This window comes from Streptomyces changanensis, from assembly GCF_024600715.1.
In the GTDB taxonomy this organism is placed as follows: domain Bacteria; phylum Actinomycetota; class Actinomycetes; order Streptomycetales; family Streptomycetaceae; genus Streptomyces; species Streptomyces changanensis.
In genome coordinates this window covers 1-23,598 of sequence record NZ_CP102333.1, presented here as the reverse complement: position 1 = coordinate 23,598, position 23,598 = coordinate 1, and the positions used below count along the sequence as shown (strand labels likewise).

Annotated in this window: 18 protein-coding genes and 4 pseudogenes; 11 read left to right on the top strand and 11 right to left on the bottom strand. The window is 70.1% G+C overall.

All coding sequences use genetic code 11. The features are described from left to right. The first annotated feature begins 649 nt into the window (after nt 1–649). A complete protein-coding gene (locus tag NRO40_RS30145; RefSeq protein ID WP_257375599.1) occupies nt 650–1,426 on the top strand; it encodes a hypothetical protein in 777 nt (258 codons plus the stop codon). A 437-nt stretch (nt 1,427–1,863) separates the two neighbouring features. Here the strand turns inward: NRO40_RS30145 and NRO40_RS30140 are convergent. After that, nucleotides 1,864–2,681, bottom strand: a protein-coding gene (locus NRO40_RS30140; RefSeq protein WP_107115251.1) for an IS5 family transposase whose coding sequence is annotated in 2 segments (ribosomal slippage) — nt 1,864–2,333 and nt 2,333–2,681 — 819 coding nt in all. Because the reading frame shifts where the segments join, the coding sequence is not laid out codon by codon here. Nucleotides 2,682–2,908: 227 nt separating this feature from the next. Between NRO40_RS30140 and NRO40_RS30135 the strand changes: the two genes are divergently transcribed. After that, nucleotides 2,909–3,331, top strand: coding sequence for a DUF721 domain-containing protein (locus NRO40_RS30135; RefSeq protein ID WP_232791264.1), 423 nt, complete (start codon nt 2,909–2,911; stop codon nt 3,329–3,331). A 357-nt stretch (nt 3,332–3,688) separates the two neighbouring features. Here NRO40_RS30135 and NRO40_RS30130 read toward each other — a convergent pair whose 3' ends face one another. After that, nucleotides 3,689–7,063: an RHS repeat-associated core domain-containing protein gene (locus NRO40_RS30130; protein WP_079047503.1), complete on the bottom strand. Its 3,375-nt coding sequence runs from the start codon at nt 7,061–7,063 to the stop codon at nt 3,689–3,691. A gap of 581 nt (nt 7,064–7,644) precedes the next feature. Here NRO40_RS30130 and NRO40_RS30125 point away from each other — a divergent pair. Next, on the top strand, nt 7,645–8,037 hold the full coding sequence (locus NRO40_RS30125) for a hypothetical protein (RefSeq protein WP_157901943.1): 393 nt from the start codon (nt 7,645–7,647) through the stop codon (nt 8,035–8,037). Nucleotides 8,038–8,042: 5 nt separating this feature from the next. Here NRO40_RS30125 and NRO40_RS30120 read toward each other — a convergent pair. The 3 genes and pseudogenes from NRO40_RS30120 to NRO40_RS30110 form a co-directional block, all read right to left on the bottom strand. Next, nucleotides 8,043–8,851 (bottom strand): IS5 family transposase gene (locus NRO40_RS30120; protein ID WP_198549469.1). Its coding sequence is split into 2 segments (ribosomal slippage): nt 8,043–8,512 and nt 8,512–8,851, totalling 810 coding nucleotides; the frame shifts between segments, so codons are not numbered across the junction. 398 nt (nt 8,852–9,249) lie between these two features. Beyond that, a complete protein-coding gene (locus tag NRO40_RS30115; protein WP_058945512.1) occupies nt 9,250–9,465 on the bottom strand; it encodes a hypothetical protein in 216 nt (71 codons plus the stop codon). Between the two features lie 230 nt (nt 9,466–9,695). Continuing rightward, nucleotides 9,696–10,074, bottom strand: a pseudogene (locus NRO40_RS30110) (transposase family protein); the annotation flags it as partial. 130 nt (nt 10,075–10,204) lie between these two features. Here NRO40_RS30110 and NRO40_RS30105 point away from each other — a divergent pair. The 3 genes and pseudogenes from NRO40_RS30105 (at nt 10,205) to NRO40_RS30095 (ending at nt 11,744) form a co-directional block, all read left to right on the top strand. Further along, nucleotides 10,205–10,705 (top strand): hypothetical protein, encoded by a 501-nt coding sequence (locus NRO40_RS30105; protein ID WP_157901981.1) that lies wholly within the window; start codon nt 10,205–10,207, stop codon nt 10,703–10,705. 83 nt (nt 10,706–10,788) lie between these two features. Next, nucleotides 10,789–11,126: pseudogene (locus NRO40_RS30100) on the top strand (DUF6415 family natural product biosynthesis protein). A 225-nt stretch (nt 11,127–11,351) separates the two neighbouring features. Continuing rightward, nucleotides 11,352–11,744: a hypothetical protein gene (locus NRO40_RS30095; protein ID WP_058945513.1), complete on the top strand. Its 393-nt coding sequence runs from the start codon at nt 11,352–11,354 to the stop codon at nt 11,742–11,744. On the opposite strand, the gene NRO40_RS30090 is transcribed toward NRO40_RS30095, so the two are convergent. Next, nucleotides 11,695–12,276: a hypothetical protein gene (locus tag NRO40_RS30090; protein ID WP_157901982.1), complete on the bottom strand. Its 582-nt coding sequence runs from the start codon at nt 12,274–12,276 to the stop codon at nt 11,695–11,697. The two genes, NRO40_RS30095 and NRO40_RS30090, sit on opposite strands and share 50 nt — an antisense overlap. A gap of 110 nt (nt 12,277–12,386) precedes the next feature. After that, nucleotides 12,387–13,635 (bottom strand): annotated as a pseudogene (locus NRO40_RS30085) (helicase associated domain-containing protein); the annotation flags it as partial. Nucleotides 13,636–13,966: 331 nt separating this feature from the next. Here NRO40_RS30085 and NRO40_RS30080 point away from each other — a divergent pair. After that, nucleotides 13,967–14,146: a hypothetical protein gene (locus NRO40_RS30080; protein WP_058945329.1), complete on the top strand. Its 180-nt coding sequence runs from the start codon at nt 13,967–13,969 to the stop codon at nt 14,144–14,146. Nucleotides 14,147–14,587: 441 nt separating this feature from the next. Here the strand turns inward: NRO40_RS30080 and NRO40_RS30070 are convergent, their stop codons facing one another. After that, complete coding sequence (locus NRO40_RS30070) at nt 14,588–14,830, bottom strand: DUF6411 family protein (protein WP_023591429.1); 243 nt, start codon at nt 14,828–14,830, stop codon at nt 14,588–14,590. Nucleotides 14,831–16,372: 1,542 nt separating this feature from the next. Between NRO40_RS30070 and NRO40_RS30925 the strand changes: the two are divergent. Next, nucleotides 16,373–16,682 (top strand): annotated as a pseudogene (locus NRO40_RS30925) (hypothetical protein). Next, nucleotides 16,679–17,551, top strand: coding sequence for an LLM class flavin-dependent oxidoreductase (locus NRO40_RS30065; RefSeq protein ID WP_058945327.1), 873 nt, complete (start codon nt 16,679–16,681; stop codon nt 17,549–17,551). The pseudogene NRO40_RS30925 and the gene NRO40_RS30065 overlap by 4 nt, the downstream one beginning before the upstream one ends. A 196-nt stretch (nt 17,552–17,747) precedes the next feature. Here the strand turns inward: NRO40_RS30065 and NRO40_RS30060 are convergent, their stop codons facing one another. From NRO40_RS30060 to NRO40_RS30050, 3 genes are all read right to left on the bottom strand, one after another. Beyond that, a complete protein-coding gene (locus tag NRO40_RS30060) occupies nt 17,748–18,002 on the bottom strand; it encodes a hypothetical protein (RefSeq protein WP_023591431.1) in 255 nt (84 codons plus the stop codon). A gap of 447 nt (nt 18,003–18,449) precedes the next feature. Further along, nucleotides 18,450–18,761, bottom strand: coding sequence for a hypothetical protein (locus NRO40_RS30055; RefSeq protein ID WP_058945326.1), 312 nt, complete (start codon nt 18,759–18,761; stop codon nt 18,450–18,452). Next, nucleotides 18,752–21,298, bottom strand: a complete 2,547-nt coding sequence (locus NRO40_RS30050; protein WP_079047540.1) for a DEAD/DEAH box helicase — start codon at nt 21,296–21,298, stop codon at nt 18,752–18,754. Before NRO40_RS30050 ends, NRO40_RS30055 begins: the two co-directional genes overlap by 10 nt. Nucleotides 21,299–22,479: 1,181 nt before the next feature. Between NRO40_RS30050 and NRO40_RS30045 the strand changes: the two genes are divergently transcribed. Together NRO40_RS30045 and NRO40_RS30040 are read left to right on the top strand one after the other, a co-directional pair. Further along, nucleotides 22,480–22,770, top strand: a complete 291-nt coding sequence (locus tag NRO40_RS30045) for a DUF2530 domain-containing protein (RefSeq protein ID WP_058945324.1) — start codon at nt 22,480–22,482, stop codon at nt 22,768–22,770. A 201-nt stretch (nt 22,771–22,971) separates the two neighbouring features. After that, nucleotides 22,972–23,280 carry a hypothetical protein gene (locus tag NRO40_RS30040; RefSeq protein WP_257375591.1) on the top strand — a complete coding sequence of 103 codons (309 nt, stop codon included), beginning with the start codon at nt 22,972–22,974 and terminating at the stop codon, nt 23,278–23,280. Nucleotides 23,281–23,598 lie beyond the last annotated feature (318 nt).

The window sequence follows — 23,598 nt, the reverse complement described above, 5'->3', positions numbered from 1 at the left end:
GTTCACCATGCGGCTCAACCGCGCCTTGGAGCGGATGGGGCTCGCGCTGGCCGGGCGGGCCGGCGCTCGGCTGGCAGCCCGGCTGGGCTTCGGTCGGGGACAACTTCACCAACGCCGTCACGAACTGCTACGTCTTGTTCATGGGGGTGTGCGACCCGGCCGACTACACGGGCAAGGCGGACCAGGCGGTCGAGGACACCGGGACAGCCATCAGCCAGATCGCGGCCGCCGCGCCGAACGCGCGGATCGTGCTCATGGCTACCCCCGCCTGGTCAGTGCCAGCCAGTGCGTGACAGCGGACTTCGACACTCTGAACTGCCTCGCCGACTACGTACGGGACAAGCAGAAGGCCAAGGTGGAGGAACTGCGCAAGGCGGGGTACAAGGCTGCCTTCGCCGATCCGATCCCCGCCTTCCGGGGGACACGGGATCTGCGACGGCGACGAGTGGATCACCCGCCTCGTGGCGGGGCCGAACGGGGACGGCGACTTCCACGACGGGGATCCGGCCAACCAGGCACCCTGCCTGTCCTGGCCCGGGGAGAACGTCTGTGCCAGCCTGGAGTCGTTCCACCCGAAGAGCGCCGGTACAACGGGCTATGCTCGCGTCATGGACCAAGCACTGGTCGACATGGGGTACAAGGGCAATTGGTGGCAGCTGACGAGACGGGCAGCGCGGTGGTCGCGAGGCGGGCGAACCGCCTCGCGACCGCCGGCTGCCTGACCATCCTGATCGCTCTGATCACCGTTCTCGGCGTCCTCGCCTCCTGGTTGTGGTATCGGCACTGGCACGACGGGAAACTCAGCAGTGAGCGCAGGGACAGGGCGTCCGCATCGGTCCTGGAGCAGGCCCGTGCCACGGCGGACGCCACGGCCCGCGCGCTCGGCACGAGCGGCGCTACCGGCACCGACGCTCTCATCGGCGTGATCTGGCGGCACACGCAAGCTCCCGTGATCACCTACGACGCGTCCCACCGCGAGTTCACCGCCACGGCCGCGAGATCCGCCCTGTACGACGAAGAGGCCCTGCTCCCCGGTGGTGGGCCCGTCCGGGTGACCCGGTGCATCGTCTTCGCCTACGCCCACCGCCCCGGTCAGCCGTGGACGTCGCGGGTCTCCGAACGGGACGGCGACGTATGCCGTCCGGGCACCGCGATCGCCGGTCTGGTACGCATCGCGCAAACGCGCATCGCCAGCATGCCCGCCGGGGATCTGACGCGAGCCGGAGTGCAGGAGGCCCTGGATCCGACGGGGCGGCTGCCTTCCTACGACGTCAGGAGCGCGGTGCGCACGGCAGGCCTGGTGACCGTCTCCATCCTGCTTTCCAGCCCGGACACAGCGGTCGGTCAGTGCTACCGCTTCACCCGGCCCGTCGCCGGCGACGGCGGCCAGGGCTCCGCCACAGCGGTTCCGGTGTCTCCGTGCTGACCCTGCATCCCCTGGCGCCTGGACGACGAGGTGGAACCGCGCCCCGGGCGAAGACCCTGAGCGCGGTCCCGCTCGCCGTACTGGCAAGGCCCCCGGAGGACCCTTCCACCCCGCGCCTGCGCCCGCACCGTCCCGGCCGGGTGCGGGCGCGGGGGAGTTCGCCCGGCAGGCGGCGCCTCGACCTTGAGTGTCCGGGGTCGGTGGTCAGGCTCGCTCCGGCCCCCGCCGGTATGGAGTGCGTGGGACAGGCCCTGGTCCTCGGGTGATGGGACCACAATACGGCCGGGGCCGCCCCCGCACTCGATCGACCGCCGGGGCCCGCACTCGGCAGCCCGTGGCCCTGCGGTCCGCTCGGGGCGCACCTCTCGTTCCACCCTCAGGAGAACCCCGGCCAACGGCCATCGGCCCTGCCCTGAAACAAGTCCTTAGACCGTGTCCTATGTGGTGAGGCGGACCAGGCGTTTGTAGCAGCAGAGGGCTGCGGCGAGGCCGAGGAAGGCCAGGTAGTTGCGGGGATGACGCTCGTAGCGGTGGTTGAGTCGGTGGTAGCCGGTCAGCCAGGACATGGTCCGCTCGATCACCCACCGGCGGCGCCCGAGCCGCTCTGAAGACTCGACGCCCTTGCGGGCGATGCGGACGCCGATCCGCTTGCCGCGGAGCCATTTCCGCAGTTCAGGGATGTCGTATGCCTTGTCGGCGTGCAGGCGTTGAGGCTTGAAGTAGCGGCCTCGATGGGGGTCGAGTCTCGTTTGGTGACCGAGCACCATGGGCTTCAGTGCCTGGCTGTCGTGGGTGTTGGCTGCCGTGAGGCCGACAACGAGGGGCAGTCCGTTCGCGTCCGACAGGACGTGCATCTTGGAACCCGGCTTGCCCCGGTCCACGGGACTCGGACCTGTGAGTTCTCCCCTTTTTTAGCCCGCACGTGTGCGGAGTCGAGGACGACGCGGGACAGATCGAGGAGGCCGGCGTCGTCCAGGCGGTGCAGGATCTCCTCGTGCAGCCGGCCCCACACCCCGGCCCTCGACCAGATCAGGAACCGGCGGTGGGCGGTCGACTTCGATATGCCGAAGCACGGCGGCAGAGCCCGCCAGGCGCAGCCGCTGACCAGCACGTAGATGATCGCGGCGAACAGCGTCTCATCAGGCGTGTCCTGCGTTCCACCGCCCTGTGGCCGCACCTTGGAGGGCGGGATCAACGGCTCCGCGATCTCCCACAACCCGTCCGGAACAATCCAACTCCACGTACCCCGCCCCATACCGAAGTCAACGACGCCTCACCACATAGGACACGGTCTTAGCCGGAGCACATGTTCAGGCGAAGGCCGCCTCCATGTACGGCGGATACCGCACCGAGTGATCAAGTACGACGCACCGTTCGACGACGCACCTTAAAGATCAAGTTAGGCTTTCCCGGGGAGCGGATCAGTCCCACCAGAAGTCCCAGTGATGGGCGCCGGCGATCCGCTCGGCGTACGCCGCCAGCGTGTTCGGCCTGTTGCCCTGCCAGATGTTGTCCGGCGTCGACCTCGCCCGCCAGGCCCTCCTCGCCGCACGGGAGGCGGCGAAGAGGAACGGCGCCCGCACCACGAAGCCGAAGTGGCGCACCGACACGGCTCTGCGGCGGGACGGCCGCGAGCCGCTCGGGCTGGGCGCGGCGATCGGCATGATGGTGACCGAGCGCGGCCTGGTCGCCCCGGCCGCCGGCGGCAGCGTCCTCGCCCGGTTCGGCGACATCCTCGCCGCGGCCGCGCCCGAGCTCGCCGGGCACGTGAAGGCCGTGGGCTTCGACGCGGACACCGGGCGCCTGGACGTCGCCCCCGACGCCCCGGCGTACGGCACGAAGCTGCGCTGGAGGGTATGGCCGGCGCAGTCGGAGCACAGGCGGGCGGTGCCGGTGATGCGGTAGGCGCACACCGGGCAGTCGGGGAAGCCTGCCGGATCCGGGAGACCTGCCGTCACAGGCCGGCCAGGGCGAGCTGCTGGCGCTGCTGGCCGGCGGCCTGGACAACGGATCCCGCTCCTGGACGTGGGGGAGGACGCTGTGAAGCGTCCTCCCCACGCCGAATACATCACCTATGGAGCCAAGGCACGTCGGCGGCGGCTACTTCCTCTTCCGTGCTTGCGCGATGCCGAAGATGACGAGGACGAGGATGGCGATACCGAACAAGAGCCACAGGGGGACACCGTCGAGCCCCTTGTAAGCTATGCCCGCCGTATCAGTAGCTGATCGCACGAGAGCTCCTTCGGTCGAGGTTTCCTTGGTTCAGCTTGTGGCGTCTTCGTAGGCCGCCTCGGATGCTTCGCCGACCGCCATTCCGCCGACGGCGCAGGGGATTGCTCCGGCACCCCCGGTCAGGTAGGTGCAGCCGGCGGTGAACGCCTTGTCGGCGGCGAAGCTGAGCGCTGTTCCAGCAGCCGCCTTGTAGTCGCCCGTCACCAGCTGACCGGCGAATTCACCGACCGCGATGGCGTCCCCGGCCTTGCCAACGGTGTCCATCACGCCGTTGAGGCTGAGGGTCCCGTGCGGGTCGATGCGGTTGACGGGGTCGCCCTCGGCGTACAGGTAGGGGTTCTTCTCCTGGCCGGAGGGGTCGGTGCTGGTGAAGCGGCCGATGTTGGGGTCGTAGTAGCGGGCGGCGAAGTGGTAGAGGCCGGTGGCGTCGTGGTAACCGCCGGCGAACTGGTACGGCTGCGGAACCTGTTCCGAGGTCCCGGCACGCTGGACGCCGCGGGGGCTGTAGGAGTACGTGTTGACCTTCGTGCCGGCCTCGTCGGCGAGCGCCACGACCGAACCGAGCGCGTCGGTGAGGTAGTAGTAGGACTTGCCGCCGGTCGTCATGGAGTTCAGGGTGCCCCCGGGCTCACGGTTGAATCCCATGTCGACACCGCCGAGGCTCTTTGCAGACAGGCCGAGCGGCCCGTTGTGGAAGAACGTAGCGCCGAGCTTGATCCGCTCGCTCTGGTCCGTCGAGCCGTACTGGCCGGCGTAGGTCTTGGCCCCCACGGTGACCGACGTCATCTGGGAGTAGTCGGACCACGTCTCGGCCGTGCGGGTGCCTTCGGGGGTGGAGGCGCCGGCGGTCTCGTTGCCGACCTTGTCGTAGGACCAGTTCGTGGCGACGCCGTTCTTCGCGGTGATCTGCTGGGCGTCGTTGATGGTGTAGGTGGTGCCGCGGGGGCAGCCGGGGTCGACGCCCTGGGAGGTGAGGTTGCCAGCCAGGTCGTAGCAGTACTGCCAGGACGAGTTGAGGGTGGTGCCCTTCTCCTCCTTCGCGTAGGAGAACCGGCCCGCACCGTCATAGGTGTAGGTCGTCTTCATCCCCGCGACCACGTCCGTGCGGGTGCGGATCTTGCCACCGTCCTTGAGGGGAGTGGTGGTGCTCGCGTCGTGGTCGTAGCCGTAGGTGTAGGCGAGGTCGACCAGCGTGCCCTTGGGCGACGTCGCCCGGATCTTCTCCGGACGGCTCGACTTGTCGAGCGTGACCTCCTGGACGGTGCCACCGGGGTAGGTCGTCTTCGTACGCATGTCGTTGTTGTTGTACGCGTACGTGGTGACCTTCCCGGTCGGGTCCTTGAGCTGCGTGAGCTTGTTGACCTCGTTCCAGGTGTAGTCGGTCAGGCCGGCCGGGTCCTCGTACGTGTCCACGTTGCCCGCCGGGGTGTAGGTGAGGCGGGTCTGGGAGCCGTTCTGCAGGGTCCGGACGGTCTCACGGGACAGCGGGTCGAAGGCGTAGGTGATGACGCCGGTGCCGTCGGAGCGCTGGGTGAGGTTTCCGTCGCCGTCGTAGGAGTAGGTGACGGTGGCGTAGCCGGAGGTGTCGACCTTGGTGATGCGGTCGCGGTGGTCGTAGGTGTAGAGGGTGGTGACCCCTCGGCCGTCCTTGACGGTGGCGGGCCGTCCCAGGTCGTCGTAGGTATACGTCGTCACCCCGAGCGGCGCCGGGGGAGTGACCTTGATCAGGTTGCCCTTCGCGTCGTACGTGAAGGACGTAAAGACCGACTTGGTCGACGACATCTTCGTCGTGACCTTGCAGCGTTGGCCCTCGAAACCACCGCAGGTCGCGGTGGCGGGGTTGTAGTCGAAGGACTGTGTACCGCCACCTGTGCCGGTCACGGCGACCGACGTGGTGTTGCCGGCCGTGTCGTACGTGTAGTCCGTCTTCTCCCCGTCGACGGTCGTCATCGAGCCGGGCAGATCTGCGCCCGAGAGCGTCTGATAACCGGCCACGGTGGCAGTGGCTCCGGTGGGCAGTTTCGCCGAGGTGAGATTGTTGCGAGTGTCCCAGCCGTAGGTGGTGACATTCCCACCGACGCCACCGACACCCATTGCGTCCGTCGCGGTCTGCACGTTGTTGTTTCCGTCGAAGGTCTTCGAACGCGAGTGGCCGAGCGCGTCGGTCACCTTGGTGACCTTGCCCTCGCCGTCGTGCTCGTACTTGGTGGCGTGCTGCTCGGGGTCGGTGACGGTCGTCGTCCCCGCGTCGGAGGGGTAGACGCCGGTGTAGGCGTAGGTATAGGTGGGGCCGGTGTGTCCGGAGCTGCCTGTCTGGGTCGCCCGCAGCATGGAGGTGACCCGGTTCTGGGCGTCGTAGGTGAAGACCGTCACCCGCCCCTCGGGGGTCGTGACCTTGGTGATCCTCCCGTCGGCGTCGAAGGCGTAGGTCGTGCTCTTACCTTCGGTGTCCGTGGTGCGCGAGAGGTTACCGCCGCCGTCGAGGTCGAAGACGGCGGTGCGGCCGGTGTGGTCCTTGGCCTGCCACTGGTTGGGGTACGTCTTGACCAGGTCGACCCAGCGGCCCGAGCGGGTCTCGGTCAGCTTGAAGCCCTTGTGCTCGCCGGTCTCGTCGTGCTGGTCGACCGTGATCGTGCCCTTGTTGCGGTCGGTGACCTTCGTCAGCGTCCCGTTGGCGTCGTAGGTGTCCTTCACGCCCGACTTGCGGTTGGTCAGTGTGTAGGTGCCGTCTGCGTTCTTCTTCAGGTCCTGCGAGTACCCCTTGGGCGTGGTGAGCGTGCCGTCGGCGTTCTTCGTGAAGCTGACCGAGGCACCCGTCGCGTCGTAGAGGACGACCGAGTTGGTGAAGACGTGGAGGTAGCGCTCGTACTCCTGCCACCAGCGGTCCGACACCTTGCCATAAGGCCCGTGCAGCGAGTTGTACGTACGCGCCAGGCGCAGTTTCTGGCCTACACCGGCGACCTCGAAATCGGTCGCGGCCAGCATCAGGTTGCCGTTGGACAGGTTGATCCGCGCGACGAGGGAGTCGGTGATACGGAAATCCGAGATCTGATGCCAAGGCACCGATCCCTGCCCCTGCGGCACCCATACCAGGGTTCCAGTCTCGCCGGCCGTGCGGTTGGCGGTGACCCCACCCCCGTTCGAGGGGACACTGCCGGTGCGGGCACGTTCCTTCTGTGCCGCCCGCCAGGCGGCCTCCTCCTTCGTCGGCGCCGCCTCGGGCTTGCCGGGCACGGGCTTGGTCGATCCCACCTTGACCGGCGGGATCTCCAGAGGCGCTGCCTTCCTGCCCCACACCGAGCCGGGCCCCGGATCCGCCGCGGGCGAGGCGGCGAGCGCCGGCAGCGACGACGCGCCCAGCACGAGAACCGCGATCGCTGCCGTCAGAGAGTGTCTTGCCGTCATACGGGCACGCCGAGAAGGCGTGCCGGAAGCACGCGAAGTCATGCACTTCCCCCCACGAGAAGAGATGTCACAGCGGCCCCAACGGCCACCGGAGCCGCACACGCTGCCACAGCGGCGCTCCGGCCGGCCGGGACCTGCCCGCCATCCAGTCGCACACACGGTCGAGAACTAGCCAAGTATGCGACCGGCTTTTCCGCCGCAAATCATGTCGCGGGGCAACGATTGTCTTGTCGCAAGGCACTTTTTCTGAGAGGCAAGCTGACCGGAAACGTTCTCAGCGAAAGCAGCCGGGTCGCTTCCCGTTTCCCGATCAGCCAGCCTCGACGTCTCCCCGAAGCGACAGCCACGGCAGCGCTCGAGGGTCGACAGCGGGCGGCTTGAGATGTGGCTGACCAGCTCGTCCGGACGGTCACTAGCCTTCGTGACCAATACCGAGCACGCAATGGGGATGCTGCTCTTCCACGCTGCCGGAAGAGACCTACGCCCTGTTCCGCGAGCACGGCCTGACCGCCCGCGGGTGCGCCGGCTGCGGGGCGCCGGTGACCGACCGGCACCCACACTGGCCGGGTGTGCTGGTCAGCGTGGAAAACGAGTTCGGCCCGGTCTGCGACCGCTCCCGCTTCGGGCACAAGTCCCCGAAGCGGGTCGGCCACGTCCTCGATGCCGCTCATGCTCGCGCGGCCGGGAAGCTGACCGGCAGGGAGCAGAAGGTCCAGTGTCAGAACTGCGACATGCACGTCACTGAGCAGCACCCCGACTGGCCCGGAGTGTGGACCGGAGCCACCGGTTACCACGACCCGGTGTGCGCCGTGGTCGGCTCCGGCGGCAACGATGACGAGTCGTACGACCTGATCGACTGCGTCTACCCGCACATCCCGGTCGGTTCCGACAGCCCGGCCGCCGCCGCGATCACCGTCGCCAAGAACACCGGCTACTTCTTCCAGCCGCGCATCCCGGGGTGGGCCGCTAACTGATCGTTTCAGAAGGAGGTTCGTAGGCGTCGCAAGCAGATGATGTTGCAGGCGAGTTGGAGCAGGCCGAGGTGGAGGTCGGCGCGTATCTCGTAGCGGGTGCGGAGGCGTTTGAACTGGTGGAGCCAGGCGAAGGTCCGCTCGATGACCCAGCGTGTCTTGCCCAGACCTGATCCGTGTGGCACGCCTCGGCGGGCGATCTTGGGTGTGATGCCGCGGGTTCGCAGGATCCGCCGGTACTTGTCGTAGTCGTAGCCGCGATCGGCGAAGAGCCGGCCCGGCCGGTGCCGCGGCCGCCCGCGAAGTCCGCGGATGCGGGGTATCGCTTCCAGCAGGGGCGTCAGTTGGGTCACGTCGTGCCTGTTCCCGCCGGTCAGGGTGACAGCGAGGGGTGTGCCGTGGCGGTCGACGATCAGGTGGTGCTTGCTGCCCGGCCGGGCGCGGTCGACCGGCGAAGGTCCGGTGTGAGCCCCCCTTTCAGGGCCCGGATGTGCGAGCCGTCGATCGCGCAGTCCTTCATGTCGAGCAGACCTGCCTTGCGCAGCTCGGCCAGGAGGACTTCGTGCAGGCGGGGCCAGACACCGGCCTCGGTCCAGTCCCGCAGCCGCCGCCAGGCCGTCACCCCGCTGCAGCCGGTCCGCTCGGCCGGCACGTCCCTCCAGCTCACGTTCTTGCGCAGCACATACACGATGCCCCGCAAGGCCGCACGGTCGTCCGCCGGCAGACGCCCGGGATACCGATGACGCCGCGGCGGCCGGGGCGGCAGCAGAGGAGCGACGCGTTCCCACAGCTCATCAGGCACAAGATCATCCGACACCCGCACCACTCTGCAGCCACCAGACCTGACTGCCAAGCCCCTACACCGAACTCATTTTGAAACGATCAGTAAGCGGGAGGCGAGGCGGCCGGTGTGCCAGCGGTGCGGGCAGAAGTTCACCGACGAGCGCTGGGAGGAGACCACCGCGCACCGGACGGCCTGGAAGGCCGGGGACCTGTCGGTGTGCGGCGACTGCCACGCCGAAGACGTCGCCCGCAAGGAAGCCGCCGCCGAAGCCGCCCGCCTCCAGGCCGCCACGCCACCAGAACCGGAGCCGGAGCACGACCAGAAGCGGGCAAGCTCCGCGGCCTGTTCCGCCGCCGCGGCTGACCCCACACGGCGTCGCTGCCCCTCCCTGTCGGTACAGGGGGGGCGGCGACGACGAGCAGCGGCTCGGGTCAGGCCGGGGCGGCCTGCTTCGTCAGCACGGCGAGCGGGGAGCGCCGGCCCTTCTCCACCGCGCGCAGCTGCTCCCAGTCGACCTCCGGGTGGGCGGGGGCGATCGCGTCGACAGAGGCCGTGGTGTAGAGCGCGACGTCGACGGCCCCGGCCCGGCTGGTGCCGAAGCGGACCTCGATCGACTGCGGGGAGCGGACCCATCCGAGCCGGACCATGTGGTCGAAGTCGGCACGGCGGACCCGGAGGCGGGCGGCGGCCTGCTCGGGTCCGAGCGGGGTGTCGGCGGCGACCAGGTCCGTCTCGCGCCGGGACCTCTATTTGGCGGCTTGGGTCGGAGAGGGAAGCCCGGGGCCAGATCCCCGCGAGCTCGCGGAAACTGAACGTTCCTCAGCGGGGACCAAAGAGCCCGGGGCCGCCATTCTCGGGGGTTGACCAGTGAGCTGTTTCAGTGTTGCCGTTCCAGGGTGAGGACGACCGCGGCGATTGACGTCATCCGATTCGGGCTGCACCGGGATCTGTGGAAGATGCGCAAAAACTTCAGTCGTGCCACGCCGCGTTAGACCGGTCCGTGCCGCGGACAGCGCACGGTTGACGGTTTGCCGGGTCGGGGTGAGCTCGCGGCCCGGTGGGCGTCTGAGGGGTGTCGTCACCCATGAGCTTGCTCCGATGTAGGCCCGGTCGGCGATAATCGGGACGCCCTGGCGTTCACAGAGACGAATGATCCGGTGGGTGCGGGCCGCTGTCAGGTCGTGGGTGCGGCCGGGCAGCGCGGGTGAGATCCACAGCAATCGCCCGGCTGGGTCGGTCACGACCTGCGCATTCACTTCGAGTTCGGATGGTTGAAAACCGCCCGGTCACAGCAGCGTACGAGTCGCGTCAGAGTTATACCGACGGGATAATCGCAGTGTCAGGACGACGTATCGGTTACACCGCTCAGGCAAGGGAGGGTACGACATGAAGATTTTTCCAGCTACCAAACTGCGCACTACCATGACGGTCGCGGTAGCCAGCGGGCTTTTCGTGGCAGGCCTCACCGTCCCGGGCGCTGGCGCGAAAGAGATGACCGCGCAGGCACAGAGTAATAAGGCTCCGTATACGCCGTGCTATGTGGACGGTCATACCTTCAACAAAGGCACCCCCGTAGGAAGCGGTCCATTGAAGTGGAAGCACTCCGGGACCCCCTATGCCGGCGCGCGATACGACCGCTGCACGAACACGGTCACCCTCTACTACGGTGGCTACAAGGCGCCCGCGTGGTACAAAGTCAAGTGGACGCTCTCGCCTGCGGGCGAAACCCACACATACAACGACCGTGCGGCTGGCTCACGTAAGAAGACGCTGCCTGCCGCGCACGCCAAGGGGCAATACACCAGCTACACGGTTCAGGTGCGAGCGTGCAGCGGGACTCTTTGTACTGCCTGGTCCCCCATTGTCTACCTGTCGTACTACCCCTGACAGGTCGGCGACGGAACAGGTCGTGGGACCGGCCGGGCAGGGCCGGTGACTGCAGGGCTCCACACCGCCGAGGATCTCGCCGTATGCCGTACGAGTGCCTCGTCAAGGCCGCTCTCGCGTGGACCGGCGAGGACACCCTCACCGCCCGCGACTTGGAGCAGATCGCCCTCCAGCTCACCGGCCACGCCCGCGCCGTCGCCTGCGACGTCCGCCGCCACGCCGACCAGCTGCCCAAGGACAGCGGACCCAAGGCGCTCGCCGACGTCGTCCTGCGCGAGGCGGAAGGCCGGCTGTCCGCGACCTGGAGGGCACCGTGCGCTGCGTTCAGAACCGCGCCCGCCTCGTTCACGCTCTCTACGAACGGCTGGACCGCCTGGAGGCCGCGCTCGCCCCGGAGAGGGTTGTACCGAGCGGGGGCTGAACCGTGGGCTGGACGGTTGCTTCCAGCTACTTCGTCAGCGTGTCGAGTGCCTTCCTCGCCTCACCCAACAAGTCGCTGACCTGGCGCAGAGCATCTTCCTGGGCGTCGGCGGGCTTGCTGACCGTTCCAGCGGAGGAGGCCTGGCCCGGCTCCCGCCTCGGATACCGTGTTGCTCTACGGGGTGCCATAACGGATGTGACGCCCCCGACCGGAGGTAGTCAGCGTATGAGTTCAAAGCGCAGCAAGAATCCAGTCCTGCCCGTACTCAACGACGCATTCCGACTCGCGTCGGTCAAGGACGCCGAAGAGTCCACCCGTGACTTGGCAGCGCGGCTGGCCACCACCGAGCTGCGCCGCGTTTCACACCCGGGCCGGGTCACCTGGGAGCCCATCGATCAGGCCGAGCCCGTACCGGTCCCGCCGACTGTGGTCGACGGTGACGGGGACCTGTGGCTGCGGGACCGGGGCACTGGCACCTGGACCATGCCCGAGTTCAACCCGAAGGAGTTCCCGGCCCGCTGTGGCGAGGTTCTGACGTGGAGCCAGCTTGCCCGCGAGTTCGGCCCGCTTACCGCACTGGCCGACGACCGCCGCATCGGCGGCGGCCAGCGTCGCTGACCGCGCAGCCTTCTGGGATGACCGCGCCCCTGAAGCGCCCGTTACGGGTAGCGGGGAGCTCCAGCTCACCGCCCGGCTCGACGATGGCGGGGAGCAGGTGAGCGTGGTGGTGGTGTGCGACGGCCTCGAGCAGCGTGGTGCGGGCCTGGCGCCACCCGATGTCCTCGGTGCGGCCGGCGTCAGTGGACCAGCCGGGTAGCGGTCGGCGTTCAGTTGCCGTGGTGAGCGCGCGGCCCAGCTCGCCGATCGTCTGCTGCCAGTCGGCCAACTGCCCGAGCAGGCCGCGCCCCAGCTCGTCGACGGCGGCCGCCGGGCCGGGGCCGAAGGCCCGCGCTTCGGCGGCGGCCTCGGCGAGGACGTCTTCGTCCAGGTCCTTGAGGGCCTCACGCCACGGAGCGGCCGCAGCGTCGAAAGCGTCCAGGGCGACATGTTCAGTGCAACACCGCCGCGCATCGCGTTCTGACCTGCGGTGATGCCGCAAATCGAGGTTCGTGGAATCGGTGTTGCACCTCGCGTTGCAGGCCCGCGCCATGACCGGGCGGAGCCGCCGGCGCTGACAGCACGAGGCCCCGGGCGAAGACGCCCGGGGCCTCTCGGTGCACTTCGCTGACCGTCCTGTTCAACGACCAGCCGCAGCCGGTGTCACGCCCAGTCCACGCCCAGCGCTGCGAGTGCGGCGAGCTGGGCAGCGGTGAGCCTGTCGCGTCTCGCACGTGTGTTCGAAATCCATACGCCCAGCTTCACGACCACCGGCTCCGCCTCACCGTCGACGGTGATCTGTTCGCTGTGTCCCCTTGGCACGGGCCGGTCCGCGCCTTCCCGCTCGACCCACTGCGTGAGGGCCGCCAGGCCCCGCTGGAACGCCTGCTGCGCCTTGCTCGGGCCTTTCGCGCGCGTGGCCGCAGGGGTGGGAGACGGCGCCGGAGCGGGTTGCACGCCCAGCTTGGTCAGCCGTTCCTGTCTGTTCGGGGAGGAGCTGGGCCCAGGTGCCCGGGTTCTTCTGCCGCTCCAGCCACCGTCCGATGTCATCGCCGTCGAACGTGACGCCGGGTGCGATTTCGGGCAGGTGGCCGTCGGCGTCGACGAGGTCCGCAAGGACGCGGTAGTGGCGCTGCCAGTCCAGCGGCCACGGGCAGTTCCAGTCCTCATCGATCGTGGTCAGCTGCTGCGCGCGCACGGCGGCCCGCTCCGCGTCCTTGCCCAGGGCGCCCTTGCGCCGGAGGTTGGCCATGTGCTGCCCGGTGGGCACCATCGCCTCTCCCTCGCCCCACACCGCGTCCTGACGCGGCGCGAGGTGCCCCATGGCCCGCCGGTAGGCCCGGAGCGCGGCGAGCTTGTTCTCCCACGCCTCCTCACCGGGCTCCCACACCATCCCGGCCTCCGGCGCGTCCAGCAGGGTCTTGCGCCGCTCCTCCAGCTCACCCGCCCGCAGCGCCTTCCGCTGCTGATGCACCCACCGGCCAAGCGGGAAATCCTTGGTGACACCGACCTCGACCTCGACGTCATACGGAACGGCGTACAGGCCGGTGATCTCGTTCTCCTTCCGCCAGCGCAGCAGCGCCTGGTAGCCCTCCAGCCACACCAGCGACTCCGGCCGGTAGACCCGGGTGCGCAGGAACGCGGCGATGGTCGCGGCGTCACGCGGGCTGGAGAAGTGCAGCAGCGCCGCTTCGGCGGCGGCCTGCGTGTCGTCGTGCTCCTGGTCCTCGCCGTCGCCCGTACCGCCGGCCCCGACGATCCGCCCCTCCTCGTCACGCCGGACGTGCACCTTGCGCTGGCCGCTGGTGAGCGCGCGGGAGGCGAGCTGCTCGACGAGGCGCTCACCGTGGCTGCGCAGGCCCTGGAGCACGGCCACGAGCGGCTTGAAGCTGGCGGAGGCGACCATGCCGGTGACGCGAACCATGGTCCCCTCCTTCGCGCGCGACGCGCGGTGCTGCGCCGCTGGGGGTGATCCGTGGCCGTGGGCCGGGACGGTCGCCAGCCCCGTTGTGGGCGGCCGATCCGCCCGGGTCTACGGGTGGGCGGGGACGGCCCTTACGTCGCTCACGCCGGGCTCGCGGGGATGGCCGTCTACAGCGACGCCGCCCGCGCCCTAATCCAGGCCGCGACCGGCGCCCTGGAGTGAACTTCCGCAATCACCCGCAATCTCGTTGAGAGCCGCGCGGCGGCCTCCGTGGCGTCGAACGGCACCGGCGCAACCCAGCAACAGAAGGCTGTGCCCCATGAGCGCACCCACACCCCCCGGACCCGCACCCGAAGGACGCGGCCTCCAGCCCCCCGCCTTCGGCCGACCCTCCCCGGCCCTGCTGGCACGCGCCGACCGCCGCTACGCCCGCTTCCTCGGCCAGCACGTCCTGGACCAGGACGACGGAGTTGGCGGCGGCGAGGACCCCCACTGGTGAGCGCCGGACACCCGCACACGACGCTCTCGGCAGCGAGGCCAGCCATGTACACCAGCACCCACACGGTCCTGTATGACCCCGACGGCCTGATCGAGCCGGGCTTCCGGTCGATCGCGAACCGTACGAGTGCCTCGTCAAGGCCGTCCTCGTGTGGACCGACCAGGACACCCTCACCGCCAGCGACTTGGAGCAGCTCGCCCTCCAGCTCACCGGCCACGCCCGCGCGCTTGCCGCTGACGACCAGCGCCACGCTGCCACCCTGCCGAAGAACGACGGCCGCGGCGCCCTCGCCGACGGCATTCTCCGCGAAGCTGCCGATTGCCTCTCCCAGCCGATCGAGGAGATCGAGCAGCGCGGGCAGACTCTGCTGCTCGCCCTCGCAGACACACCGCGGCCCGGCCGCCAACGGGGATTGCGGGCCGGGCCGAGTGGGACGTGGGGTCAGAAGGGCATGTGGCCCCGCATGCGGCGGCCGGCCGTGCCACTCTTGCCGACCGCCTTCGAGCTGCTGCTGAACGGCTTGCTGAAGAGGCGGCCCAGCGGGCCGGGGGCCTTGCCGCCCGCGCGGGAACCCAGGCCGAGGGTCTTCTGAGTACCGCGCTCAGGGTGCTTGGAGAGGCGGGGCAGGAAGAACGCCAGAACGGCGAGTATGACGCAGACGGCAATGATCCCGGCGATCATCATGGTTGGACCCCACTTCCTCGGTGGTGCGCTGACGCTCCGTCGTGTGCGACCGCGTGTACCCGTCGAACCCTCGGTCACGCCCCGGCTCCGGCCGTCGTACGGCCGCTGGCCGAGGTCGCCGTACGGCCGAGGTCGCCTCAGGCCCCCGGGCCACTCCGCCGTACGGCCGCCGCGCCGGTACCAGACCATCCACCGGGGGATCACGGCGGAAGGACTACAGCCAGGCGGTGCCCGTCGTCGTCACTACCCTGGAGCAGCTCCAGGAGCATGGCGTCGGCGCGGCGGTGTGGCGGCTCGTTGCCCTTCCCCGGCCGTGCCGCCGTCACCGCGCCGCCGTCCGCCGGTCCGTCCGCCGGTCCGTCCGCCGGTCCGTCCGCCGGGCCGCTGAGCCGTTGAGCTCCGGTCCCGCGCCGGCCGTGCCCCGAGCCGTTCCGGCGCCTGCGCGCCGTGCTGTCGCCGTCCGTCCGCCGTCCGTCCGCCGTCCGTCCGCCGTCCGTCCGCCGGCCGCGCGCCGTCCTGGTTTCGCCGCGTGGCTGCTGCGCTCCGGCCCGTACCTCCTGCCCGCTCGTCGCGCGCCGTCCTGTCGCTGCCGCCCGCTGCTGGTTCGCTGCCTTGCCGTGTTGACTGCGCGCCGTCCGCCGCGCGCCGTCGTCCTGCCGCCGCGGTCGGCCCGGCGTGGCTTCGCTGTCGGGCGCCGCGTGTCCGCTGTGCCGCCGCCAGCCCGCCGTGTCCAACGGCTTGTCGCTGTCCTGCCGCCGGGCCGCGCCCGTAGCCACCGTGGTATCTGCCTCGCGGCTCGTCCGCCCCTGCGCTGGCCGGGCACACCGCTGGACCGTGTCCGTCCTGCCGCCGCCGTCCGCCGCCGCGGTCCGGCCGCGGTCCGGCCGCGGTCCGGCTTCCGGCCGGCCTCCTGCCTCGGAGGCCTCGCTGCTGCGTTTGCCCGCCGGGCCGCCGGGCCGCCGGGCCGCTGGGCCGCTGGGCCGCTGGGCCGTTGTCGGGTCGCTGTGCCGCTCCCCGACGTCGGGCCACCCCGCCGCCGCGCGCCGTGCGCCGCCCGCGGCTGCTCCTCGTCGTCGTACCGCATGTCGCCCTGTCCCGTGTCGGGCAGGTGCCGGCCACTGTGCCGTGGCCGAGCCGCCGTCCGCGCCCCGGCCGCTGCCGTCCGCCGTGCCGCCGCCGCTCCCCAGTCTCGGCTGCCGCTGTGTCGCCGCTGTGCTTCCGGGCGTGCTGCACCAGGGTGCTGATGCCCCATCCTCGGCGTTCCGCCGCCTCTTGGCCGCTGCCTTCCCGGCGCCGACCTGGCGTGGCCCGGCCGACCTGGCCGCGCCCGCCGCAACCATCAGATGACCGTGGCGACGACGACCCTGCACCAACTCACCCATGACGGGGCCGACCGGCCGGTGTGGCGGGTCGTCGGCCACGGTGAGGAGCGGCGGACGCTGTCGCTGCCCAAGCCGCGGTGAGCACAGCGGGCCCGGCCTCCACCCAGGCCGGGCCCGCCGGTTCTGCCCGGTTGTCGGTGGCGGCTGGAAAGCTGATCGGATGAACGGAGACGAGCAGCTGCGAAATGGCCGCGTCTACGGCGCGGAGCACGACGCCCCCAACCCCGGCCCGCTTCCGCACCGGACCCGCCGAACTGGTCGGCGGGCCACTGGACGGCCTGCTGCTGGACATCCGCGGCTGGCGGACCGAGGAAGTTGACGATGGCGTCGCTCTCACCCCCTTATCGGTGCCTGCTCGGTGCCGGGCCTCGTTTTTGCCACCGGCACCTACCGCGACGGTCGGCAGCCGACCCCGTACCGGCAAAGCCGTTGATCACCTCTTCGGCCGGACCGTAGGTTCCGTCGCATGACGAATCTCCGGATCGGTGTGATGTACGACCGCGACTGGGTGCCCGAGGAGTTGCCCGCCTTCGCGCGGCGGGCCGAGGCGCTCGGCGCGGACGACCTGTGGGTGGTGGAGGACCTGCGCTGGAACGGCGGGGTGTCGGCGGCGGCCGTGGCGCTGGGCGCGACCGAGCGGCTGCGGGTGGGCATCGGGATTGCCCCGGCGCCGTTGCGCAGCCCGGCCCTGCTGGCGATGGAACTGGCCACGCTGGCACGGGTGTTCCCCGGCCGCCTGGTGGCCGGGATCGGTCATGGCGTACGGGAGTGGATGGAGCAGGTCGGGGTGGCGCCGCGCTCTCCGCTGGCCCTGCTGGAGGAGACGATCACCGCGGTGCGGGCGCTGCTGCACGGGGAGCGGGTCACGGTGGACGGGCGGGAGGTGCGGATCAACGGCATCGAGCTGGTGCATCCGCCCGCCGAGCCGCCGCCGCTGGTGGCGGGGGTGGTACGGCCGCGCTCGCTGGAGCTGTCCGGGCGGGTCGCGGACGGCACGCTGATCGCCGAGGGCCACGGACCGCGGGACCTGGAGCACATCCGGGCGCTGCTGGCCAAGGGCGGCGCGGGTGACGACCACACGCTGAACGTGTTCGCGTTCGCCTGCGTCGGCGACGACCCCGAGGAGGTCGCGCGGACCCTGCACCCGCACACCGAGGGGCACGGCGCCTGGCTGGGCCGCCCGCAGGAGGAGGTCTTCACCGTCTCCGGCGACGCCGCCGGGGCCGCGGCACGGATCGACGCGCTGCGGGAGTCGGGCGCCGACACCGTCGTCCTCCGGTTCGTCGGCGCCGAGCCGCTGCGGCAGCTGGAAGCGGTCCTGGAGGCCGCCCGGCGCTGACCCGCCCTGCGTCGACACGCAGGTCAGCGGGCTCTCCTCGCTCCGGACCGGCTTCGCCGTGGACGACACGGCCCCAGGCCATCTGGGACGACCCGCAGCGGGTGGAGTGGCGAGGCGGTCAGGCCCACGTGTTACACGCAGCCTGACGGAGGCGGCGGGCGCCGGCGCAGCATGTGCACTCGGCGCCCGCCGCCGGTCAGCCGATCAGCTTGTGCAGCACAGGAACGCTGCCTCCAGCGGCCACCAGGCCCGCAGCGACGGCCGCGGGCACGGACTTGTCGTGGAGGAACATGAGGCCGCCCATGACGAGGCCGATGATGACGGCCGCCAGGAACACCACGGCGGCGTGCACCGACAGCAGCGGGGTCTCCGAAGGCGTCCCTGCGCCGGCCGGGCCGGGCGGTTCGGGGCGGGCGGGTATGGGGGAGCGCGGGTGCGGGTCCCGAGACATCGGGAGTCTCCTACGAGGCGGAGGAACAGAGACGGCGGACACCTGTGGTGGTGTCGTCCGCGTGGGGGTGGCGCGCGCCTCGCGGTCGGCGGTCCTGCGGCGGCTCTCTGGAGAGCGTCCCTGTGGGGTCTCGGCCCGGCCCAGGGTGGGCGTGTTCAGCGTAACGGCGATCGGCGCGGGTGTTGCCCCGGGTGTCTGGCGGGTGTTCATCGGTACTGCCCCCGGAATGAGTTCGGCTGAGCGAGCGGCACAGTGACAGGACTCAGGTGCTTGCGTCTCGTCCTGGCGGGCACGGCTCCCTTCACCCCGTAGGGCCGGAAGCCGGGACCCTGACAGCAGCGGCGGCGAGAAAGGATCCCGGGCACGACGAAGGCCCGGACACCCGGTCCGGGCCTTGCGCTGTCGAAGTCCTCTAGCGCGCCGAACGCCAGTAAGGGAGTGGGAGACCTACCGTCTACTCCTGCTCTCCCCGGGAGCGGTTGGCGACCCAGTCCGGATCGCGTACGGTGCCAGCGCCCGCGTCTCGGTGGCCGGGGCACACACGATGCGCCAGCTGATGCGCGGCGGGGTGACGACGTGGACCAGGACGACGACGGCCTGCCGCACGGTGCCGCCCCGGACCCACGCTCCGGTGAAGCGGACCTGAGCGGCCGCCCAGTCACCCGCATGCTGCCACGGGCGCAGCCGCCCGAGCAGATAGCCGGCCGCGAGTACGGCGGCAGCGGTGACGACGACGCCCATCACGCCCATCACGTCCATCGCATGCCGATGGCGGACAGTAGCTCGATCCGCTCCGGTGTCAGTGTCGCGGCCCGCGAGCGTTGGTTGCTGATCCATGCACCAAGCCGCAGCTCCCGTTCCTCCTGCTCCTCGCCGCTACTCCCGTCGCCGCCGACGGCGATCGTCTCGACGTGTTTCCTCGGCACCCGCAAATGCCCCTCACGCTGGTAGTACTGCCGGGCGGCCTCGTAGTTCATCGCCCACTTGTCGGCCTGCGTGCGGCGCGGGAGCGGTTTCTCGTCCTCGCCGGCGGGTGTGATTCCAAGGACCTGCTCGCACATCCACTGCTGCACCGTCGTGAGCTTCTCCCAACCCAGCCGCTGCGCCCGCCCCCACCGTCCGAGGTCCTCGCCCTGGCACACGACCTCGCCCGTCTCAGTGGGCAGCGCCCCACCCGCGTCCAGGTGCACCCGCACCAGGTGAAAGGCACGCTGCCACGTCACCGGCCAGGCCGGGCACCAGGATGGGTCGATCTCTTCCAGCTGCTCGCGCCGCTCGTCTGTCAGGGCCCCGGCCGACGACTCGACCGGCAACCCCTCGACACGCCGCCGCTCGATCTCGGCAGCCTTCCGGGCGGCGGCCCGCGCGTTCTTCAAAAAGATGCCCACCCGGTAGCCCTGGAAGGTGGCGTCCAGCGGGGCCAGGAGGTGCCCGTTCGTCTCGGCCCACCCGCGCGCGGCGGCCAGGCCCTCCTCCCACGCGACATCGAAGTGCGACCACACCATGCCGAGCTTCTCCAACTGCTCGACACGGCCCTCGTCCATCTCGCCGCGGGCGTAGAAGCGGCGGGCGTCGGCGATCCACTGCCCCAGCGGGAACCCGGCAAGCGAGCCCGGCCACCCCTCGCCTTCCGCCTCCTGGTCGTCTACGGAGGGCACGCGGTACGTGAACGGCACCCGCAGGTCGCCATGCAGCCGGTGATAGATGACGGCGGCCTCCACCCCGCGCCGCCAATGCTCGTGCTCCGGGTCGAGGACGCGCAGGTTGATGAACGCCGCCAGCTGCGCCGGGTCGCGGGGCGTGGAGAACTTCAGCAGCGCCCGTGCCGGCATCGACAGTCCACGGTCGCTTCGGTCGCTCCCGGCTTCCTCACCGTCTGCCCCGCTGCGGCTCTGCACCCCCCGCACCCGGCTCTGCGCCTGCTGCTCGGCGAGCTGCTCCACCACCCGAGCATCGTGAGCCCGCAGCGCCTCCAACAGCTTGGCCAGCCCGCCGAACGCCCGCGAGGTCAGCATGTTGTCCGCCGTCTCGCCCGGCCCGAGCAGGGCAGGCACCACGAGCGAGGCGACCTTCCCCTCACCCGGCTGCATCCGCAGCGCCCGACCGACAGCCTGGACCAGGTCCGGCATCGAGCCGCGTACGTCCGCCCAGTACACGGAGTCGCAGTTCTTGGTGTCGACGCCCTCGCCCAGGACCTTCACCGAGCACAGGAAGCACTTCTCCACCACGGTGCCGTCCGTGGCGACCCCGGCCGCGAACTCGCCCAGCAGACGCCGCCGGTGGAGCGGCTTGTGATCACCGCACAGCCAGTCCGCCCAGATCGTGCGCGGATACAGCTCCGGGTCGCTGGCGTGCAGCTGCGCGGCGACGTCCGGGAGGCCGGCCGCGAACGCCTCGGCCTCCTTCACCACGTGGTGGAAGACCAGCGTGCGCCTAAAGCCCTCCTCCGCCGAAGCCTTCACCAGGGCGGTCTGCAGCGCGGCGAGCCGCGCCCCGCGGACCTCCGCGGAGCGGCCCTCGGCGCCCAGGAGCTGCGCGGCCTGCAGCTGGGTGTCGGTGACGTCCACGCATACGACCTGGTAGGGGGCACAGATCCCCCGGTCGATCGCTTCCGAGAGCGTCAGCGTGTACGCCCTGCTGCCGAACGGCCCGTCGGGGTCGTCGTCCATGCTCGCGACCAGCTCGCCGGGTGCGCCGGCCTCGTCCTCGTCCCCGAGCTGCCACAGCCGCGGCGTGGCCGTCATGTAGAGGCGCCGCAGAGCGGGGATGCGGGTGTTGTCGTGGACGACCGCCCACGGCTTCCCGATCCGGCCCGACACCCGGTGGGCCTCGTCCACGACGATCAGGTCCCAAGCGGCCAAACCCGCAGCGTGCGCCCGCTCCAGCGTGCCCAGACCGAGGCTGGCGTACGTGGCATACACGGTCACCTTCTCCAGGCCCCGCGTCCACTCCACCAGCTCGTTCACGTCCGTGGTGTTGGGGAAGGACACCTCCTCACCTCGCAGCGAGGACACCCCGAGCATCGGCCCCCTGCGGCCCCCCTCCCGCCACGCGGCCTCGGTCTGCGCCAGCAGGTCCAGCGAGGGAACGAGCACCAGCACACGGCCCGCATGGAGCTCCTCCGCGCTGCGGACCGCCACCCGGGTCTTCCCGGACCCGGTCGCCATGATGACCTGCGTTCGGAGCCCCCGCTCGGGCACCAGCGATTTTGCAGGCAATTCGAGGGCACTAAGCACCGCGTCAACAGCTTCTCGCTGGGCTGCCTCGCGCTGATCAGCTCGGCTCGTGGTCGACATATCCGTCTGCCTTCTCCTGGGTGCCGTCCGGTCGATTCGAGCGGCGAGAAGCGGGGAAACACCCGCGTAGATGAGCTGCAGGGCTACGGTTGGTCCATCGCGGTCGGCTGGCCGCTTCTGTCTCACCAGAGCGCTGACAATGCTGTGGGATGGAGCTCAACAACCCCTCCGAAGCGAACCGGGTTGGTGTGATCCGAATCCAGAGTCTATCCCGCTCCTCAAAATGAAGCACACCGAATCCTAGACTCTCTCCTGACGTAGCCGAAAGCCGTTAAGCGGCCCCGTAAGCCAACCTGAAGAAGTGACACCCACTCAACTCCTCCCGGCTCTTCCCAATCGCGGCCACGCCACCTCGGGCGGCATCCGCATGTCTGGCTGGCGTGGGGGTACAGGGCAAGCCATCTGTTGGAGGGGGAGTGCGGTGCGAATTGCGGTCATGGTGCTGTTCATAGCTTTCGGGGTGCTTTTCGCTACAGCGGGCCCCCGGTTGCGTAGTCGCCGTGAGGGCAGCGGACAGGGCTGGGGTGAAACGGCAGGGAGGACTGGAGTGGAGAACGTGAGCAGGCAGGGGTTCGTTCTGATCGGCTGCGCCTTCGCGGCAGGGGGGATCGCATACGGACTCGGCCTCTTCTGACCCTCACCCAGCCAGCAGCCCGCGAAGCGGGCTAGGCCTGGGAGCACAACGGACAGGTCATCAAGCGGGGGAGCGCAGCGAACCCCGCGCAGGGCTGAAGCGCAGCGGAAGCCCCAGGGGGCGAAGTCCCCCACCAGCTCCGGGAGCGAAGCAAACGGAGCGTCTCCATGCCTGCGAAGCAGGCATGGAGAACGGCTCGCCCAGCTGGGAGTTCTCGTGTGTTCTTGTCCGGTGTGGTTCTCATTTCGGTGTCCAGGTGGGCGGATACGGTTGAGTGGGCTGATCGGATTTGTCTTGCGGGTTGTGCGGGGTGGTGGGGGAGGGTGTTGGAGCTGGACAGTGAGGTGAGGGGAGTTGGTCGATGGTTGAGAACCGGTTGGCCAGCAAGCTGAAAGCCCCAGACGTTCAGGGACCTGGCGGCCATTCAGGCCGCCCCCGAATGGCCGACTCCGTATGCACCCGCAACCGACCTGACCACCCGCCCCCACCCCCCTCTTCCACTTGCCACCCCCCGGTGAGTAGCGCGGATCGGGGTACACGGGCCGGCATGGCACCGAAGACTGAACACCCGATGCCCCCGCGGGCCGTGCGGCAGCTGCGCCGCGTCCGTACCTTCTACATGGCAGGCGCCCTGCTGTGGGCGGCCGCCGCGGCTTGGACGGGACGGGTCCATCCCGGGAGTCGGCAGATGTGGATCTCCCTGCTCCTCCTGGCGGTCTTCACCGGCCTGCTCGGCGCCGCGTCCCTGTGGTTGCAGCGCCTCCAGGCTGCCGCAGGACGCAAGCCGGCACATCACGCCGCCCGACGAGCCATCGCCCCACGCCACGCAAACGCCTGAGCCTGACATGCGCAAACCTGGATTTCGTGGCGCGTACGGGTGACCGCATGTGCCCTTGGCAGCCGGGCAGTCAAACGGGAGTAGAGGTGAAGGTGTCACCGGCTCACCTCCCAGGCAGGTCAGACATGGCCAGACGAGTTCATTGCAGACAATGAGGGAAGCAGGACGACATTCAAGCTCCGTCCCATGCGAGGAGTCGCCATGACCACCTTTGTCATCACTGTTCCCGGCACCTTCATCTCGGGCATCACCGACTCTGCGCGCTCGGCTCTCGAGCGAAAGCTGTCCTCGCAGCACACGGACGTCAGTGAGAGTGAAGGTCTGAACCTCCTCACACTGCACGAGGACGGCACCTTCTCCGTCCGCCTCGAGGTCGACGCCCCAGACCGGTACGAGGCCGAGCTAGACGCCACAAGGCTCGTCTCAGCCGCGCTGAAGGAGGCAGGGATCGCGGAAGCCGACGCCCCGCTCGGCCCGCCGGCCGTCACCGGTATCGACAGCGACCTCTGACCACGCCGATGCCCAACCCCCTGACTCCGTAGCCAGCCTGGCCCGCGCCAGCGGGCCGCAGGCTTGAAGGCGAAGCCGGAAAGCCTGGGGGCGGGGGAGCGCAGCGGACCCGCCACAGTCGGTCTGCAGCGAAGCGGAAGACCGGCTGCGGGACGAAGTTCCGCAGCTCCGAGAGCGCAGCGAACGGAGCGTCAACCCGCCCGCGAAGCGGGCGGGTTGGGTGGGCCGCGGAGCGGCCCACCAGCGCTCCCGCGGAGCGGAGCGCAACCCCGCGCGCAGCGCGGGGGTTCGCTTGCACAGCGCGCAGCGCTGTGGGAC